This is a genomic window from Desulfocurvibacter africanus subsp. africanus DSM 2603 (assembly GCF_000422545.1).
In the GTDB taxonomy this organism is placed as follows: Bacteria; Desulfobacterota; Desulfovibrionia; order Desulfovibrionales; family Desulfovibrionaceae; genus Desulfocurvibacter; species Desulfocurvibacter africanus.
The window spans coordinates 212,389-227,434 of record NZ_KE383873.1 but is presented as its reverse complement, the minus strand read 5'-3'; the positions used below and the strand labels follow the sequence as shown (position 1 = coordinate 227,434).

Genomic DNA, 15,046 nt, shown 5'->3' with positions numbered 1-15,046 from the left:
TGACGACAAGATCGCCTGGTACGAGAACACGGACGGATTGGGCGCCTTCGGCTCGCAGCGGGTCATCAGCACCGCCGCGGACGGTGCCCAATACGTGCAGGCCGCGGACCTGGACGGCGACGGCGACCTGGACGTGCTCTCGGCCTCGATTTATGACCACAAGATCGCCTGGTACGAGAACCTGAACACGCCGCCCGTGGCCGATGCCGGGCCGGACATATTCGTCCTGGAGGGCGAACTCGTCACGCTCTCCGGCTCGGGCTTTGATGCCGACGGCGGGATCACCGCCTACGCCTGGACGCAGACAGGCGGCCCTGTCGCGGCGCTCACGGGCGCGGCCACGGCCACGGCGTCCTTCACCGCGCCCGAGATCGGCTCGTCCGTGACCGTGAGCCTGACCTTCAGGCTCACGGTCACGGACGAGCAGGGCGTCTCGGCCACGGACTTGGTAAACGTGATTGTCACCGACAGCGGTTCGGGCGGCGGCGGAGGCGGCGGGGGAGGCTGCGCCATGAATCCCACGGCCTCCTTTGGCCTTGAGTGGCTGCTGCTGTTTGCGCCGGTCCTCCTGTCTCGACGGAGCAGAAGACCCTAGCGACGCATCCCTGTCAGACACAGATAAAAGGAAAAGCCCGGCCTCGGCCGGGCTTCCTTCTGTTCTTACTCTGCAGCCGGCTCCGCCGGCCACGGCACGGCCGGATCATCCACCCCCACTCCACGAAAACCCTTCCTGCCCCGGCATGTCTCGCTTGACCTGCTCACTTCTCTCGCAGTTGCCTTGCAAACTGATAGCAGTAGGCGAAATTCGCTACATTTTTGTTGCAGTAGTTGTGCGACCAGAATTCGACACACTCCGACTTTGCGCAGAACATCTACTGGACTGAGTAAGTTAAAACTTATTTAAATTGACAAGCCTAGCCTAGAATGATTGGGAATTCGCCAGCCGACGACTATTAATAACTTTTGGGGGACAAGCATGGGAGATGCATTGAAAGAAGCGCTAGAGATTGTAGCGGCACAAGCTCGTGTTCGCCATATGACAGAGGATGAGATTGTCGCGATGACGAAATCCTTGGTCATAAGCTTGAATCAGATTCTGGGGGAAAGCTCCACCGACTCCACCCAGGATCAGGAGCCAGTTATCGACCCTGCCAAGCACAGGCGGGAGAAGTCCATTACCTGCCTGGAATGCGGCAAGAGCTTTAAGTCGATCACCTCCAGGCACCTCAAGTTGCACGGGTTGGACAAGAAGTCCTACCTGGCGAAATGGGACTTGCCGAAAGGCACCTCTCTTACCTGCAAGGCATTGGCTCGGGAGCGACGCGATAGGATGAAGGAAATGAAGCTCTGGAACTACAGAGAAAAAGAGAACAACTAAAATCCTGACGCCTTGTGATGATACATACTCAATGACGCCACGGGCGAATGCCAGAACTTGGGTTCCGCTGGATGCTTCTAGGGACAAAGGGGGAGTCTCGGAGGCATCAAGCGGAACCCTTTTTGTGATCAAAGGTCGATTGTCGGAACTACCCTTACTCTCTAACTAACCGGCTCCGCCGGCCACGGCACAGCCGGATCATTCGCTCCGCCCCACGGGAACCCTTCATGCTCCGGAACATTCCGCAAGGCCTGCCGGTAATCAAGCCAGGCCTGCCGCTCGGTCTCGTCCGTGTGGGGATAGTCCGGCAGGGCATAACGGTCAGAGGCCGTCAGCCGCCGGTCGCGCTCGAAGCGGATACGTATCCCGCGAGCTTCGGGACTGTTGTACTCGGCCAAAAGGCGGGGCTTGAACGAGATCCGGCCGCCCAGGCCCATGGCGAGGAACTGCCCGGGACCGGCCTCGGAGGGGGACGGGGGGGCCGAACGGCTCGGCCTGGGCGATGAGTTCGCGCAGGTCGTCGGGACCTTTGCCGTGCTTGACGAAAAAGTCGGTCAGGTCCTCGCCGTGCTTCTTGGGCCAGTTCCCGTGGAGCAGGCGGCCTATGAAATCCGGCCAGGTCAGCAGGCGCACCGACCTGGCCACGTCGGCCAGGGCCTTGGCGTGCTTGGTCGCGTATTCCTGGCCAGGTTCGTCCGCGTCGTAGCAGATGACCACGTCACGGCCGCGGAACTTGGCCGCTTGGTCCTTGGAAAAGGTGTTCGTCTTGGAGGTCTGCGTGATGGCGTTGAAGCCGTGCGAAAGCGCGCAGAGCGTGTCCGGCTCTCCCTCGCACAGCAAAATGGTCTCGTCCGGCCGTGGCTGGGCCGGAAAGAGCCTGGCCGACCCAAAAGCCTTGGCCCAGGAGATGATCTTGGGATCACCTCCTGGCTTGTAGAGCCGGATGTTTCGGAGCTTTCCGCCCGTGTCTCGCACCGGCATGGCGATGCGCTCTGGCCTCTCGACCTCGATGAGCTCGCCGGACTTGTTCAGCCGGACCGAGCCGACGCGCAGATCCAGGCGGCGGATGATCTCGGCGGTCCAGCCGCGCGTCCTGGCCAGCCTGTCGAGCCAGGCCTGCGGCATGGGCTGCATCTGCTGCCAGACGTCCTCGGATATGGTCTGCTCGATCTTGCGCGGCTTGGCCGGCCTGCTCTCCTGCTTCTCGTCAGCGCCCTGGCCAAACTTGGCCTTGAAGTCCTTGAAGCCCTCTCGCTGATCGAGCTGGTGGACCTGGCAATACAGGTTGATCAGGTCGCCATCAGGCGAACACCCAGCTTGGCAATGGTAGACGTCTTGCTTGAAGTTGTAGCCGAACGAAGGACGCTGATCGTCATGCAGCGGGCACTTGCCGTTAAGCCATTCATCGGTGGACATGTTTTCGTCCACCTCGAACAGCCCACGGGCGATCCGTTCACGATCAGATTCAGAGAGATGCTTGCCTGCCCAGCCCATGCCCTACTCCTTTCCTCTTGATAGAAAAGTGGGACAGGAGTGGGACAAATAGCCTTGAGAGCAAAAAAACAGGCGCCAGTCTCTTCCTATGGAAGCTACTAACGCCTTGAAATACTTCTGGTACCGGGAGGGGGAGTTGAACCCCCATGGCCTTGCGACCGGCGGATTTTGAGTCCGCAGGGCGGTCAGTATTCCGCAATTGATTCGGCATGTTACAGGTAGAGACTGGCGGCTAACCCGGCTTGACTCAGGGCTTAGTTCCCCATAGATTCCCCACAGCATAGGCTGATTTTACTGAATTTGTTCCCCTGGAGTATGGGGAACTTGTGGGGAACATGACATGGCAATCAATCTCCGGTGCGGCAACTGCTCAGCAGAGTTCAAGCTAGGCTTGCGTCGCTGCCCGAAGTGCAGCGACGCCTTAGCCACAAATCGGCGCTATCGCGTGGCAGTGAAGCTGCCTGACGGTAAATGGTTCAAGAAGACTGCCGACAGCCTGGAGGCTGCCCAGCGGCTTGAACGCAAGGTCCGGGCTGAAGTCTTCGAAGGCAAGTTCTTCGACGTTCAGCGCTCCCCTACCCTCGACGGGATATGGGAAAAGTATGAACCATGGGCCAAGCAGCATAAGCGCTCCTGGGATGACGACAAGACCCGCTATGAGCTGCACATAAAGCCGCACTTGGGAAGCCAGGAGATAGCCAAAATAAAGCCTCAGGACGTGGAGAGCGTCCTTCAGGCCATGCGCGAGAAGACGACGCCGCGCGGCAAGCCCTACGCTCCAGCCAGCATCAAACAAGTTCTCGTGCTCCTGAAGAGGCTCATCAACTGGGCTCAGGACCGGGAGCTATACCAGGGCAAGAGCCCTTGCGCTCGCATCAAAGCGCCTACCTTCGATAATCAGCGGACAACCTACTTGAGCAAGGCTCAGGCCCAACGGCTCTTCGAAGTGCTGGACGGCTGGAAGAACCGGCCCGTTGCCCTGGCCGTCTTGTTCGGCCTTGCCACTGGCCGGCGCAAGGGCGAAATCCTTGGGCTTACCTGGGACGGCGTAGACCTTGAAGCCGGCCTGATTACATGGCGGCCCGAGAACGCGAAGAACAAGCGGGCTCAGACGCTCCCAGTGAACAAGAAGGCCCTGGAAATCCTGCGAGAGTGCTGGAAGCTCCGGAACAGCGAATATGTCTTCTCGACCAGCAAGGGAAAGAGCCTGACGAGCTTAGACAACGCCTGGAAGCGCATCCGCGTTAAGGCAGGCCTGGACGGCTTCCGGTATCATGACCTGCGCCACAGCTTTGCAAGCTGGCTTGCGAGCAGCGGCCAGGCGAGCTTGTACGAAATCGGCAACCTCTTGGGCCATCGAACAGTCACGATGACGCAGCGCTATTCCCACTTGCTTGACGAAAGCCTAAGGCGAGCGGCGGCGACGGCAGATAGCATCTTCCCGGAATAGGCCTAGCCCTGTACTCTTTTAGCGTATAAAACTGACGCTGTATAGGTTTTTCTAATGGCCTCGAAAACGTCAGCGGCAATGCTGGCTCCCAGCCGGCAAGCAAAAGGCCCTTGGGCTACTCAAGCCAAGGGCCTTTTAATTTCAAGCACTTATAGCATACACCGCGCTACGCGGCCGGAAATGGCCTAATTTTCAATTTTTGCCTTATCCTGGCCCATGAATCGGATTCTTCTCGAAACGCGATTCTAGGGCCATTTCTGCGCGAATTAGAGGCATGCAGGAGGCATCGCCGGATGGAGCAAGGGCATATACCCGAAAACGGAGCGAAAGGCAACCCTGTGGGGAGGGCTGGGCGGGGCTCTTCCAGCCAGCCGGCTTCCAGGCAAGCCTGCAAGCGCTGCCTGGGATGTACTCCCGAGCCTCAGTAGCCTATGGCTAGCTTCAGGAGCCGCAAGACTCGCTGGGATGAATTCACCGTCCCAGGTGAAAGCGAAGCTCACGCGCGGCGGCTTTGGGCCGCGCGGCCGTTTTCCGAGTCTTCGAGGAAAACGGAATCTTAATGCCTTTCTCTTCTGCCTTTGTCTTCTCTTAATTCTTATTCTTAGATTCTTAATATACGCGCGTGCGCGCGCACGCGCGCGTCGTATTGAACGCATGAGGCTTTCACGGCTCCCAAACCTACGGGAAAATTTTCCCGCATGTTTCACCCGGCAGATTCGACCCGAGCGCTAGGAGGGCTCAGCATGAGCAACGCACTTACCAAGTTCAAGCAAGAGTACGCTAAAGGCGTACCTATAGAAAATCCTGATAGGTCAGCCGATATAGCCCAGGAGGCAGAACGGCGCATCCAGCAGGCATACGAAGACGCCTATAACAAGATTTTCAAGCTCCTGGCCGTCGAGCGCCGGGAGTTGTCCTATTCGGCTTATAGCAAGCAATCTGCCTTGCTCAAGCAGATTGCCGGCGAACTGGACCGGCTCAAGAACACGGCGGGCCGGGAGCTGAAGCGAGCAATGCTTGCCCTGGCTGATTATGTCACGGCGCAAGGCCTCGAAGACCTAACACTTGCAGGAGCCGCGCCGAAGCATCCGGAAAACTTCTTTCAAGAGCTGAATCGCGAGTACGTCCGGACAGCCTTCCAGGACACTTACAGACACATAGCCGGGCAGACAGAACGGATGACGCAAGAGGCAAAAGAACTGCTCCAGCGGGACGCGGCCATGATTTCCCGCCGGGCCGCCGTGGAAGGCCTCTCGCGCAAGGCGGCTTACAAGCTCCTGAAAGACCAAATCCAGAAGCGCGACCCGAGCTTTACTTTCGTAGACAAGAAAGGCCGCGCCTGGAGCATGAAGGACTATCTCGGAATGTTGACGAGAACGACCATGGCCGAAACGCAACGCGAGGCTTACACAAACACGCTCACGGCCGCAGGCCATGACCTTGTGAAAATCTCCAGCCATGGCGCAAAAGACGCCTGCCGAGGCTGGGAAGGCAAAGTCTTGAGCCTCACAGGCGCAACGCCTGGCTATCCGACGCTTGAAGAGGCCAAGGCATCGCGCGATATCTTTCACCCGAGATGCCGGCACAGGTTTACGGCATATCATCCCGAAGCATAGGAGAATCCATCATGGCAAAGATACTGCTCCAGGAAGCGACTTTTGACGCCTTCGGAAACCCTCAGGCCGGTGCATCGCATAGCCTGGACGCTTTCATTTCCGAGACCTTCCAGCGGCATGTTCAAGACAAGGACGCCCGGCGCATCGAACGCGGCCTGAAGGCCCTTGTTTCGCCTGTCGAGCTTGCGCCGCACTTGGCTTTTGCCTTCGGCGAAGCGGCACTGTACCAGCACGAAGGCAAGCTGTACTCGCTCCGCAGTATGAAGGAGAAACCCGGATTTGACGGCAAGACGGCCTATTATGAGCTTGTCCTAGTCGAGCAACTGCAAGCAACAGCATAGCATAAGCACTTACTTATTAAAGATTTTACTTGCACGATGCTTGGAACATGATAAGAGCAGCACAAACACGGAGGATGACTCTATGACTACTGCACTTGCCTTCATTGGCGCTGCCTTTATCACGCGCATCGTGGACCTTGAGTTTTTCTGCCGTTACAATTTCGAAGAGACAAGCATTCCAGGCCTGTTTATCTGTCCCGAGCTTGGTTCACTGGCAATGCTCCAGGGCTCGCATTGCGTGCTTCTTGAGATTCCCGCGAGGGAATAGCCCTTCATCTTTTCCCAGCGCATGCAGGGCGGACAGCTTTCTTGATTAGGAGCTGTCCGCCCTGCTCTTTCATGCGCTACCTACCGCCGAAAATTTTCTTTGCCAGCATTTACACGACTTCGCAGCCGTAGGCCTGAAAACGGCCAAGTCTCCAGGCTATAATATCTATGCAGCTGGCAGCATCGGCCATGCAGCAAAAGATACGGGAAAATTTTCCCGCAGGTTGCCCGAGCAGTTTTGCAACGCCGAAAAATTTTTTCGGCCAGTATTGACGCGACTTCGCAGTCGACAGGGCTTTTTCGAGCATTTCACCAGGCTATAATACAGTATCGGCATAGCGCGTTTACCCTTCGCCGAAAATTTTGTTTGCCAGGACTGACGCCGCTTCGCAGCCGCCGGGCTCAAATCGACCGTTTCTCCAGGCTATAATACATACAGGATGTCGGCTTCTGCGATTGGTCATTGCGAAGCTCCTATACGCGCGGCCTCTTGCCGCACTCCGGGCCGTCCTTCGGGGCGGCCCTTCTTTTTGGCTCATCATGTTTAACTCAGTGCCACGGAGGCCCTATGCCTCGACTCAATGACTTTACCGCATTCCGATGCGCCGAAGATACAAAGCGAAAGTTGGACGAAATGGCGCAACGTCTTGAAATGCCTCGCTCCGAGCTTCTGAGGCGTCTTGTCGAAACAATCCTGAACGCACCGAGCCAGGCCATTAGCGTTCAGCAGCTTTTAAAGTCCTGGACGAGGGGCGGATAGCATGAGCGACTTTGCGAAACTCTCAGGCAAGATAACGCTGGATTCGAGCCTCTTTGAAACTGGAATCCAGCGCGTAATGAACAGCTTCCAGCGCGTTCACGACAGAAGCATCAAGCTGAATCAGACAATCGAGCTGATGAAGAACGCCTGGGCAGGCTTCGGCAACGTGGCTTCTCAGGCCTGGGACTTGGCCGAACGCGGCGCAAAGCGCGCGGACATCGAAGGGACTTTCAAGCGGCTGGCACAAGCTCAGGGCCGGGCCGCCGAAGACATGCTGAAGCAACTCCAGGCGGCCACGAAAGGCTCGTTATCTCAAATGCAGGGCATGGCCCTGAGCACTCAAAGCATGATGGCCGGCATGGACTTTGACCAAACCGTGACGGCCATCCAGTACATACAACGATACAGCAAGGCCGCGAACAAGGACTTCAATCAGCTCGTTTCAACGATTATGACCGGCCTGGCTCGCGGCTCGACTTTGATGCTGGATGACGCGGGAATCCTCATCGACCAGACGAGCTTTCTTGCTCAGAAGTCCCGCGAATACGGCCGGGAGCTAACAGAAATTGAGAAGAAGAGCCTTCTCGTTTCCGAAGCTGTCGCCCAAATGTCACGAAAGATGGGAGCCTTGGGCGATGATACGATGACGGCCTATGACCGCTTTCAACAGCTCCGGGCGACCTGGGAGAACTTCAAGGACTTCCTTGGAAATCTCTCTCTCCGGCTCCTGGCGCTGGGCCAGCAATCAGTGGACGGCTGGAATCTCATCCTGAAGAGCCTTCAATTAGGCGTGGTGAACTTGCGCCTTTCCCTGGAAGAGGGCTTCGGCGCGGCCATGTCCGTTATCCGTGGCTTCATCCGGGAAGCTCTGGCAACGCTCCGGAACTTCAGCTTCTCAGTTGCCCAGGCCGCCCTTGAATCGAACTCGGAAGCCGTCCAGTCCATCGGCATGGGCTTCTTGAACCTGACTAACGCCTTGAACGCAGGCATTCGGGGCATGATTGAAGCCGAAGAAGGCGGAACTGGAGCGCTCAGGACACAACGGGGCGCTCTGGTCAAGGAGCTAGACGAACTCGCAACGGCCGTAGACGAACGCTGGAACGTCATCCTGGGCAATCTTTCAAGCGGGCCAGGCTCGCTTCCTATGTTCGACCTGTCCGCCAGCGTGGGCAATACGGCCGCCTTCCAAGCAGATAAGGACGCCATAGAGCGCCAGCGGGAAGAGGTGAAGCGGCTCCAGGAGCAGATTGCCCAGACCGCCAACACCTTCGACCAGCTCTATTCTCAGGTGGAGCAGCAGGAAGACGAGCTTCGCCTTGTGGGCCTCGAAGGCATGGCGCGCGACCTGGAACAGGTCAATATCACTTACGAGCGCATGCTTCAGCGCAATCCCGAGTTTCAGAACTTGATTGACCTTTGGCGCGATAAGCGCGTTGCGGTCATTGAAGCCGAAGCGGCCATGAAGGCTGCCCAGCAAAGAGCGGACTTGCTGCATGAGTCCTTCGGCAACCTGGGCAATTCGCTTTCTGCCAGCCTTACCCAAGCCCTAGACGACGGCAATTTGAAGTTGCGGAGCATCCTTCAGAGCATCGGCAAAGAGCTTCGCGGCTGGGCTATTGGAAAGACGCTTCACTTCAGCATGGAAGCGCTCTTTAACAGCATCATGGCGGCGATGTACCCACAGAATCCGCAGTATGCAAAGAACGCTGCTCTTGCTCAGCAAGGAGCCTTGGCAATGGCACCATTTGCCAGCGGCTCCGCTTTGGCTGGCATGGCGCACGATGGCCTAGATTACATTCCCAGGCAGGGAACCTGGCTGCTCGACAAGGGCGAACGAGTTGTGGACAAGCGCACGAACGAAGACCTGAAGGACTTCTTGCGCAGGCCAGAACAGGCGATGAACGTGCAAATCGTGTTGAAGAATGAGTCCGGCGAGAATCTGAAGCTATCGCGACAGGAAACGCAAATCGACCATCAACAGGTCGTCGTTTACGCCTGGCTCGACGCATACCAGAACAACAAGCACGGCTTACGGACGGCCATGGGCGGGTAGCCATGAAGATTGAATTTCAATTCGACCTGGACGAAGCCCGCCGCAAGCTGAAGGCCTTCGAGCGCAAGTCAGAACAGGACATTCTGAAGGCCATGCAGAAGGTTGAAGCCGCCGCACTGGAAGAGGCAGTCAAACGAGCTCCGATTGACGAAGGCAACTTGCAGCTATCGCTTCAATCGAAAACAGAAGTCCGCTTCAGGGCCTATGTCGCAATCGTCTACGTTGCGACGAATAGCCCGGCCTCGGACTATGCCCTTGTCATGCACGAAGACGATTACGAGCTAGGCCCGCTGTCTCAGCAAAAGCAGGCGGCGCTTCCAGGCGTCCGAGTCGGCCACAAATACTTGGAAAGGGCCTTCACCGAAGAAAAGGCCAAGTACGTCAAGATACTCGAAACCGAGCTGAAGGAGGCCTTCCGTGCTGATTGACCTTGCGCTTGCAACGCACATTGAACCCGTGTTCCCCGAGCTGGAGCTAGGCCGCAATCTCTTCGCCGGTAAAGCGCCGCACGCAACCCGCGCGGCCGTCTTCCGGATTACTGACCTGTTCCCAGGCGCGGACATCGACCAGGAAGACTTCCTGATTAAGATGGCCCATGTGCAGCTCTCGCTTTATGGCTTCGCAGACGGCGAAGCGGCCCTGCTTGGCGAGCGGATAGCCGAAGCGCTCAAGACGGCCGTAAACAAGGACATCGCCCTGGACCTTGTAACCTGTCGGGTTGCTTCGCTCGTGCGCCTGAATGGCCCGCTGCCAGTACGGGAAGGACTCGTCACGCTGAACTTCCGCGTGATGTACCGGCTTCTGGAACTCGCCGCGGCTTAGGCCGGCTAGTAATCGTCGTCATCATCGCCGCGGCGGTCTAGCCAGTCTTCGAACTCTTCGGCCAGGATGGACGGGTCATACTTCCAAACATTGTCTTCGCCGTATATCGCTGCAGCCCAGCCAAATAGCCGAGCGTCATATAGTTGCTCTGCTGCATAGCGCCGGGATTCTTCTGCTCGATTGGAATCCTCAATAGCATGGCAGTGACGACATAGGGCAAGAACGTCTTCCAGGCGTTCCCTACCAAGCGTCCTGTAATGCTTATGATGAATTTCCAGCTTATCGCGTGGAAAGTCCCATCCGCAGCGCTGGCAATGGTACTTGCCGAAGTAGAAGTTGTTCTCAAGCGCCTTTTCACGGAACTTTTTCCATTCAGGGCTAGCGAGATAGGCCTCATAGACTCTCTTGTCTAACATGCCATAAGAACTAGGACGATTCACGCGCGAGGGTCAATAGTTACCGTGCGGTAATTGGAAGTGACTTCATCCCTAAACCGCTGCCCAGGTTGAACAAATCAGAAGCAGCGGCCAGGCGAAAAAAGTGACCGGCGGATTCACAATCCCGCGTCACTCCTGGATTTCTACTGCATTTCAAGGGCTTACAGAGTCTTAATTTATACTGGGGAATGTGCGGGGAAACGGGCAAGGTATAGGCCCAATACCCGCTCATTCTATCACATATCCGGCCCGCCTTGGAACTGCTCCAGGGCGGGCTTTCTTTTGGAGCATGCACAATGAGCGACAGCACTTTGAAGAAGGCAGGCAGAAAGCGAAAGGACGGAACATACCGCGTGGACAAAGAGATTGAAGCAGCCGCCAGGCAAGACAGGCTGGACGGCAGGACAAAGGCCGCGCGGGAGATGCGGGAGATACAAGAGAGCTTGATTGCCGGCCTCGAAGATACAGTTATGGCAGGCTTGCGCCGTGATTATGCAATCCTGGACTACTGCGAAGGCATGCTGGTCAAGTTCATTGTCAACAATCCGGAGAAGGTCATTGACGGTGCAACGGGCAGCCTGAATGAGCCTATCACGAAGGAGTTGCTACGCTACATTGAAGCAAGGCGGCGCGTATCGTCTACGCTGACCCAGCTCCAGGAGAAGAACGACGGCGAGCCAGGCGGCGTGGTCTACGACCTTGCAGAGAGCGGCGGCGGTAAAGATGAAGATAAAGATAACTAAGGCAAAGCTCGAAGCCTGGAGCAACGGCGCGGCCGGCTTCTTCAAATGGCTTGCCGACATCAAGCCGCGCATCCTGGGAGGCGACAACCGCTTCCAGGAAGTCGAGTTGGAGCCCTGGCAGCGTGAAGCCGTGGAAGGCATCCTGGAAGCGGATGATGACGGCCGCTTCTTGCGCTCCATGGCCCTGCTCGTCACGCCCCGAAGGCACGGCAAGACGAACCTGTTTGCCCTGATAGTGCTCTGGCTCTTCACCACGCGCCAGAACCAGACAATTCAGGTACTCGGCACCTCAGAAGCCCATACGGACAAGGTTCAGCTCCGGACCTTGCGCCGGATAATCCAGAACACGCCAGGCTTGAAGGCCATGGTAGGCGAAGCCGGCCTGCTCAAGAGCCGCATAGAGCTTCAGGCCCTCGGAAACGTAATTCAGGCAGACGCCGGCACGCTCGCGAACGCCTTTGGCGACAAGCTGAACGTGCTTTGGGTAGGCGATTTTCACGCCTGCCCGGATACAGCGCCCTTCGAGGCCTTTCAGGCAAGCCTTCTGGACTCCCAGGACACGCTTTGCTTGATAGACGCGAACCCGGACGCTGAAGGCGGGCATGTCCATGCCCTCGAACAGGCGGCCGCGACAGACGCGAAGCTCTACTGCCGACGCATAGAGTATGCGGATTTCGAGACGTACAAGAGGACGGCTCCCAAGTGGATTAAGCGGCATGAGGCCGAACGCCTGAGGAAGACTCAGCTTCCGGCGGCCTTTGACCGTGACATCCTGGGCAAGCGCTCTTGCGCCGTGAATGCGCTCTTCCAGCCGGCGGACATCGAAGCGGCCAAGGCAAGCTATCGAATCCCGCTGGACGGCAAGACGCTTCCAGGGCTCTTTGCCGGCCGTAAGTACGTTACAGGCGGCGGCCTTGATAGAGCCTACGGCTTCTCGCTCCACGGCGACAACACGATATGGACGAGCGTTGCCAAAGTCGCAGGCGACAACGAAGAGCCGGAATACTGGGTTCTGAACCAGAAGAAGGTTCCCTTCTCATCCGGCAAGGGCATCAAGCAGGAGCTAGCCGCCGACTTCGAGCGCTACAGGCTCCAGAACGTAGTTATCGAGCGCTACAACTCGCAGGACATTCTAGCCTGGTGCTCTGACGCGAAGATTCCTGCAGAACTGGCGAACGCTTCCAGTAACGAGCAGGTAAGCGCCTTCACGGAGCTGCACCGGATTATCTCCGAGCGCCGGCTTCACTTTCCGCGAGAGCTGCAAGCCCTGGCCGAAGAGCTGGGCGCCTTCCGGTATGACTCATCCGGCCGGAAGGTATCCTTCGAGGCCGCCAAGGGCTTCAAGGATGACCGCATTTACTCTCTCGCCTGGGCAATCTGGGCTTTGAGAGAGCAAGAGCTTCATACATACGAGCTGCCCGGCTTCGCTTGCGCTTCACGTAGCAGGCATGCCGGGCTTTGTTTCTTGCGCGGCGGCGAGCTGTCGCACCTGGCATGCTGCCAGACCTGCGAGGCTCACAAGCGCGTCGAGGCCATGCACCTGCAATATACGCGATTCAAGACGGGCGAAGAGCTGAGCCTGCCCGAGTTCTACAAAACCAAAGTGCGGCTTGTAGGGCCGCGCATAATCCAAGGAGTCTAAGCCATGTCCAGCGTTATCAATCTCGACCAGTTCAGCACAGGCAAGGTCTTTGAAATTCAGGGCAAGCGGTACCAAGCCCGGCCCATGACCGTGGAAGAAATGATTCAGAGCAGCAAGGATGCCAAGCAGATGGAAGGCGGCGGCGAAGCTGAGCAAATCGACTTCATTCTGAACATGCTTGAGAAGCGGACGGACATCCCGCGTGACGTGCTGCTGAAGCTGAACTTCCCGCAGTTCAACAAGCTGGCCCAGGAGATAGCGGGCAGCTAGGCCCAGGAGCGTAAGCGATGCAAGCCCCATTCATCGACCCCATGGAAGCGGACGCCATCCTTGAAGCGCAGTTCGGAACAGATGCCTGGTTTACCCTGGACGAAGCCACAAAGGCGAAGCTCCTGCAGGTTGCGAGCTCATACTTGCGCCTACTGCTCCAGGAAGCCCTTCCCGACGTGGACCCGGAAACCCTGGCTGATTCCGTGGCCCTTGAAGCCCTGTACCTCTACGAAAATCGGGAAGTCATGCGGCAAGGGCTTTCGGACAGGGCCTTAGGCGTCCAGAACAAGAGCCTGGGCAGCATGTCCTTGACTCGCGCCGGCGGCTACAGCCTGAAGAGCAACTTCCATCCTCAAGTTCTGCTCATGCTCAGGAAGCATATCCGCAACGGCATCCGGCTTGAGAGGGTCTAGGCCGTGTTCAAGTCATTCTGGAACCTCTTCACCCGAGAAAGGCCTATGCCCGTAACGACAATCCTTCAGAGCCGGCGCAAGCAGGAAGCACAAAAGCGCCTGGACTTCTACAATGACAAGCACCGAGAGCACCTTCTAGGCCTGCTCGCTCAGCGCTTCCAGGAGCCCGAGCGCTTCCAGCCCGTCTTTGTGAACGTGCTGAAGAAGGTCATCAACAACCTTGCTCTGGTCTATCTGGAGCCGCCCAAGCGCGAAGTCTTGAACGGCTCTGAGCAGGACAAGGCCATCTTCTCCGAGATGGCCGAATCTTGCGGCTTGTCTCTCAAGCTGAAGATAGCGGCCCGGCAAGTGAAGCTCCTGAAGACGGTCATGCTTCGGCCCGTGTGGCGACAAGGCCGGATGGAACTGGACCTACTCCAACCTCACGTTCTGGACGTGGAGACCGGAGACACGCCGGAAGAGCTGAAAGCCGTCATCGTGACGCACTTTCCGGAGTCGGGCCGCGATGAAGATACCGTATTCAAGCGCTGGACCGCTGAGAGCGTTACGACGCTGGACGCGCGAGGTCATACGATAGGCCAGGAGCCGAACCCGTATGGCGTTCTGCCCTTCGTGCCTCTCTGGGACGGCATCCCAGCCGGCGACTTCTGGCTTGAAGGCGGCGACGACCTGATAGCCCTGCAAGAGGCCATCAATACGAAGCTGACTGACCTTCTCTTCATCATAGAGAAGCAGGGCTTCGGCGTGGGCTATCTGAAAGGCGGCGAAGGCTCCGAGCTGAACCCGGTCTATCAAGTCGGGCCGGGCTCGCTCGTTTCGCTTCCTGAGAACGGCGAACTGGGCTTTGCGGCTCCGAACGCGCCGATTCTGGACATCCTGAAGAGCATTGACTTCCTCATCAAGCAGGCGGCCATCACGAACGGCTTGCCAGCGTCCAGCCTGTCCACGGAGGCGCGCGAAGAGAGCGGCATATCCAGGCTCATCGAGAACCGAGAGCTTCAGGAGAAGCGAAGCGACGACATAGAGCTTTTCCGGACCTACGAGAAGCGCCTTTTCGAGGTCATGCGCGTTGTCTGGAACGCTCACAACGCCGGCCGCCAGCTTTCCGAGAAGGCGCAACTGTCCGTGGACTTTTACGACCTGAAGCCCAAGGCGTCACAAGGCGAGCAGATTGCCGCCTGGGAGAGCCTGCTTTCCATGGGCATCAAGGACGAAGCCGATATTGTCCAGGAGATGAACCCGGACATCAAAACCCGAGAAGAGGCGGAAGCCTACCTGCTCCAGCGGCAGACCTTCCGGGCCAAGCTCAAGAGCCCGGCTATGGCTAACAATGAACCCGACTTTCTGACCGAATAGGAGA

18 protein-coding genes and 1 tRNA gene are annotated in these 15,046 nt (G+C 57.7%); 15 read left to right on the top strand and 4 right to left on the bottom strand.

What is annotated here, in order from left to right; all coding sequences use genetic code 11:
• Positions 1-595, top strand: a 595-nt coding sequence (locus tag H585_RS21775; RefSeq protein ID WP_034628494.1) for a PKD domain-containing protein, incomplete at its 5' end; no start/stop codon positions are given.
• 381 nt (positions 596-976) lie between these two features.
• The gene (locus H585_RS0118765) at positions 977-1,378 is read left to right on the top strand and encodes a Ros/MucR family transcriptional regulator (protein ID WP_027368964.1); all 402 of its coding nucleotides are present in this window, start codon (positions 977-979) and stop codon (positions 1,376-1,378) included.
• Between the two features lie 161 nt (positions 1,379-1,539).
• Here the strand turns inward: H585_RS0118765 and H585_RS22760 are convergent, their stop codons facing one another.
• The 3 genes from H585_RS22760 to H585_RS23315 all read right to left on the bottom strand — a co-directional run bounded on the left by H585_RS22760 (position 1,540) and on the right by H585_RS23315 (position 3,114).
• Positions 1,540-1,815 (bottom strand): tail fiber assembly protein, encoded by a 276-nt coding sequence (locus tag H585_RS22760; RefSeq protein ID WP_081678712.1) that lies wholly within the window; start codon positions 1,813-1,815, stop codon positions 1,540-1,542.
• The gene (locus H585_RS21765; protein WP_051183207.1) at positions 1,700-2,872 is read right to left on the bottom strand and encodes a CHC2 zinc finger domain-containing protein; all 1,173 of its coding nucleotides are present in this window, start codon (positions 2,870-2,872) and stop codon (positions 1,700-1,702) included. The genes H585_RS22760 and H585_RS21765 overlap by 116 nt, the downstream gene beginning before the upstream one ends.
• A gap of 118 nt (positions 2,873-2,990) precedes the next feature.
• A tRNA-Leu gene (locus tag H585_RS23315) sits at positions 2,991-3,114 on the bottom strand.
• Positions 3,115-3,317: 203 nt separating this feature from the next.
• On the opposite strand from H585_RS23315, the gene H585_RS0118755 reads away from it, so the two are divergent.
• The 8 genes from H585_RS0118755 to H585_RS0118720 all read left to right on the top strand — a co-directional run bounded on the left by H585_RS0118755 (position 3,318) and on the right by H585_RS0118720 (position 10,181).
• Positions 3,318-4,322, top strand: coding sequence for a tyrosine-type recombinase/integrase (locus tag H585_RS0118755; RefSeq protein WP_161628437.1), 1,005 nt, complete (start codon positions 3,318-3,320; stop codon positions 4,320-4,322).
• Positions 4,323-5,065: 743 nt separating this feature from the next.
• Positions 5,066-5,938: a phage minor capsid protein gene (locus H585_RS22270; RefSeq protein ID WP_027368962.1), complete on the top strand. Its 873-nt coding sequence runs from the start codon at positions 5,066-5,068 to the stop codon at positions 5,936-5,938.
• An 11-nt stretch (positions 5,939-5,949) separates the two neighbouring features.
• Complete coding sequence (locus H585_RS0118745) at positions 5,950-6,279, top strand: hypothetical protein (RefSeq protein WP_027368961.1); 330 nt, start codon at positions 5,950-5,952, stop codon at positions 6,277-6,279.
• An 82-nt stretch (positions 6,280-6,361) separates the two neighbouring features.
• Positions 6,362-6,547 carry a hypothetical protein gene (locus H585_RS0118740; protein ID WP_027368960.1) on the top strand — a complete coding sequence of 62 codons (186 nt, stop codon included), beginning with the start codon at positions 6,362-6,364 and terminating at the stop codon, positions 6,545-6,547.
• Between the two features lie 567 nt (positions 6,548-7,114).
• Positions 7,115-7,306, top strand: a complete 192-nt coding sequence (locus H585_RS23985; RefSeq protein WP_027368959.1) for a ribbon-helix-helix domain-containing protein — start codon at positions 7,115-7,117, stop codon at positions 7,304-7,306.
• A 1-nt stretch (position 7,307) separates the two neighbouring features.
• Positions 7,308-9,359 carry a hypothetical protein gene (locus H585_RS23425; protein ID WP_027368958.1) on the top strand — a complete coding sequence of 684 codons (2,052 nt, stop codon included), beginning with the start codon at positions 7,308-7,310 and terminating at the stop codon, positions 9,357-9,359.
• Between the two features lie 2 nt (positions 9,360-9,361).
• A complete protein-coding gene (locus tag H585_RS0118725; RefSeq protein WP_027368957.1) occupies positions 9,362-9,787 on the top strand; it encodes a hypothetical protein in 426 nt (141 codons plus the stop codon).
• On the top strand, positions 9,777-10,181 hold the full coding sequence (locus H585_RS0118720; protein ID WP_027368956.1) for a hypothetical protein: 405 nt from the start codon (positions 9,777-9,779) through the stop codon (positions 10,179-10,181). Before H585_RS0118725 ends, H585_RS0118720 begins: the two co-directional genes overlap by 11 nt.
• Before the next feature lie 5 nt (positions 10,182-10,186).
• Here the strand turns inward: H585_RS0118720 and H585_RS0118715 are convergent, their stop codons facing one another.
• Complete coding sequence (locus H585_RS0118715; RefSeq protein ID WP_027368955.1) at positions 10,187-10,597, bottom strand: HNH endonuclease; 411 nt, start codon at positions 10,595-10,597, stop codon at positions 10,187-10,189.
• Positions 10,598-10,914: 317 nt separating this feature from the next.
• Here H585_RS0118715 and H585_RS0118710 point away from each other — a divergent pair, with 317 nt between their 5' ends.
• The 5 genes from H585_RS0118710 to H585_RS0118690 are packed head-to-tail and all read left to right on the top strand — an operon-like array spanning position 10,915 to position 15,042.
• Positions 10,915-11,361: a hypothetical protein gene (locus H585_RS0118710; RefSeq protein WP_027368954.1), complete on the top strand. Its 447-nt coding sequence runs from the start codon at positions 10,915-10,917 to the stop codon at positions 11,359-11,361.
• Positions 11,342-13,003 (top strand): hypothetical protein, encoded by a 1,662-nt coding sequence (locus tag H585_RS0118705; protein WP_027368953.1) that lies wholly within the window; start codon positions 11,342-11,344, stop codon positions 13,001-13,003. The genes H585_RS0118710 and H585_RS0118705 overlap by 20 nt, the downstream gene beginning before the upstream one ends.
• Positions 13,004-13,006: 3 nt before the next feature.
• Positions 13,007-13,273, top strand: a complete 267-nt coding sequence (locus tag H585_RS0118700) for a hypothetical protein (protein ID WP_027368952.1) — start codon at positions 13,007-13,009, stop codon at positions 13,271-13,273.
• Positions 13,274-13,290: 17 nt separating this feature from the next.
• Positions 13,291-13,686: a hypothetical protein gene (locus tag H585_RS0118695; protein WP_027368951.1), complete on the top strand. Its 396-nt coding sequence runs from the start codon at positions 13,291-13,293 to the stop codon at positions 13,684-13,686.
• 45 nt (positions 13,687-13,731) lie between these two features.
• Positions 13,732-15,042, top strand: coding sequence for a hypothetical protein (locus H585_RS0118690; RefSeq protein ID WP_027368950.1), 1,311 nt, complete (start codon positions 13,732-13,734; stop codon positions 15,040-15,042).
• Positions 15,043-15,046 lie beyond the last annotated feature (4 nt).

What these genes read in the sequence shown, in the direction of transcription:
- H585_RS0118765 (WP_027368964.1), top strand. Translation starts at nt 977, where the DNA reads ATGGGAGATGCATTGAAAGAAGCGCTAGAGATTGTAGCGGCACAAGCT.
- H585_RS22760 (WP_081678712.1), bottom strand. Translation starts at nt 1,815, where the DNA reads ATGGGCCTGGGCGGCCGGATCTCGTTCAAGCCCCGCCTTTTGGCCGAG.
- H585_RS21765 (WP_051183207.1), bottom strand. Translation starts at nt 2,872, where the DNA reads ATGGGCTGGGCAGGCAAGCATCTCTCTGAATCTGATCGTGAACGGATC.
- H585_RS22270 (WP_027368962.1), top strand. Translation starts at nt 5,066, where the DNA reads ATGAGCAACGCACTTACCAAGTTCAAGCAAGAGTACGCTAAAGGCGTA.
- H585_RS0118745 (WP_027368961.1), top strand. Translation starts at nt 5,950, where the DNA reads ATGGCAAAGATACTGCTCCAGGAAGCGACTTTTGACGCCTTCGGAAAC.
- H585_RS0118740 (WP_027368960.1), top strand. Translation starts at nt 6,362, where the DNA reads ATGACTACTGCACTTGCCTTCATTGGCGCTGCCTTTATCACGCGCATC.
- H585_RS23985 (WP_027368959.1), top strand. Translation starts at nt 7,115, where the DNA reads ATGCCTCGACTCAATGACTTTACCGCATTCCGATGCGCCGAAGATACA.
- H585_RS23425 (WP_027368958.1), top strand. Translation starts at nt 7,308, where the DNA reads ATGAGCGACTTTGCGAAACTCTCAGGCAAGATAACGCTGGATTCGAGC.
- H585_RS0118725 (WP_027368957.1), top strand. Translation starts at nt 9,362, where the DNA reads ATGAAGATTGAATTTCAATTCGACCTGGACGAAGCCCGCCGCAAGCTG.
- H585_RS0118715 (WP_027368955.1), bottom strand. Translation starts at nt 10,597, where the DNA reads ATGTTAGACAAGAGAGTCTATGAGGCCTATCTCGCTAGCCCTGAATGG.
- H585_RS0118710 (WP_027368954.1), top strand. Translation starts at nt 10,915, where the DNA reads ATGAGCGACAGCACTTTGAAGAAGGCAGGCAGAAAGCGAAAGGACGGA.
- H585_RS0118705 (WP_027368953.1), top strand. Translation starts at nt 11,342, where the DNA reads ATGAAGATAAAGATAACTAAGGCAAAGCTCGAAGCCTGGAGCAACGGC.
- H585_RS0118700 (WP_027368952.1), top strand. Translation starts at nt 13,007, where the DNA reads ATGTCCAGCGTTATCAATCTCGACCAGTTCAGCACAGGCAAGGTCTTT.
- H585_RS0118695 (WP_027368951.1), top strand. Translation starts at nt 13,291, where the DNA reads ATGCAAGCCCCATTCATCGACCCCATGGAAGCGGACGCCATCCTTGAA.
- H585_RS0118690 (WP_027368950.1), top strand. Translation starts at nt 13,732, where the DNA reads ATGCCCGTAACGACAATCCTTCAGAGCCGGCGCAAGCAGGAAGCACAA.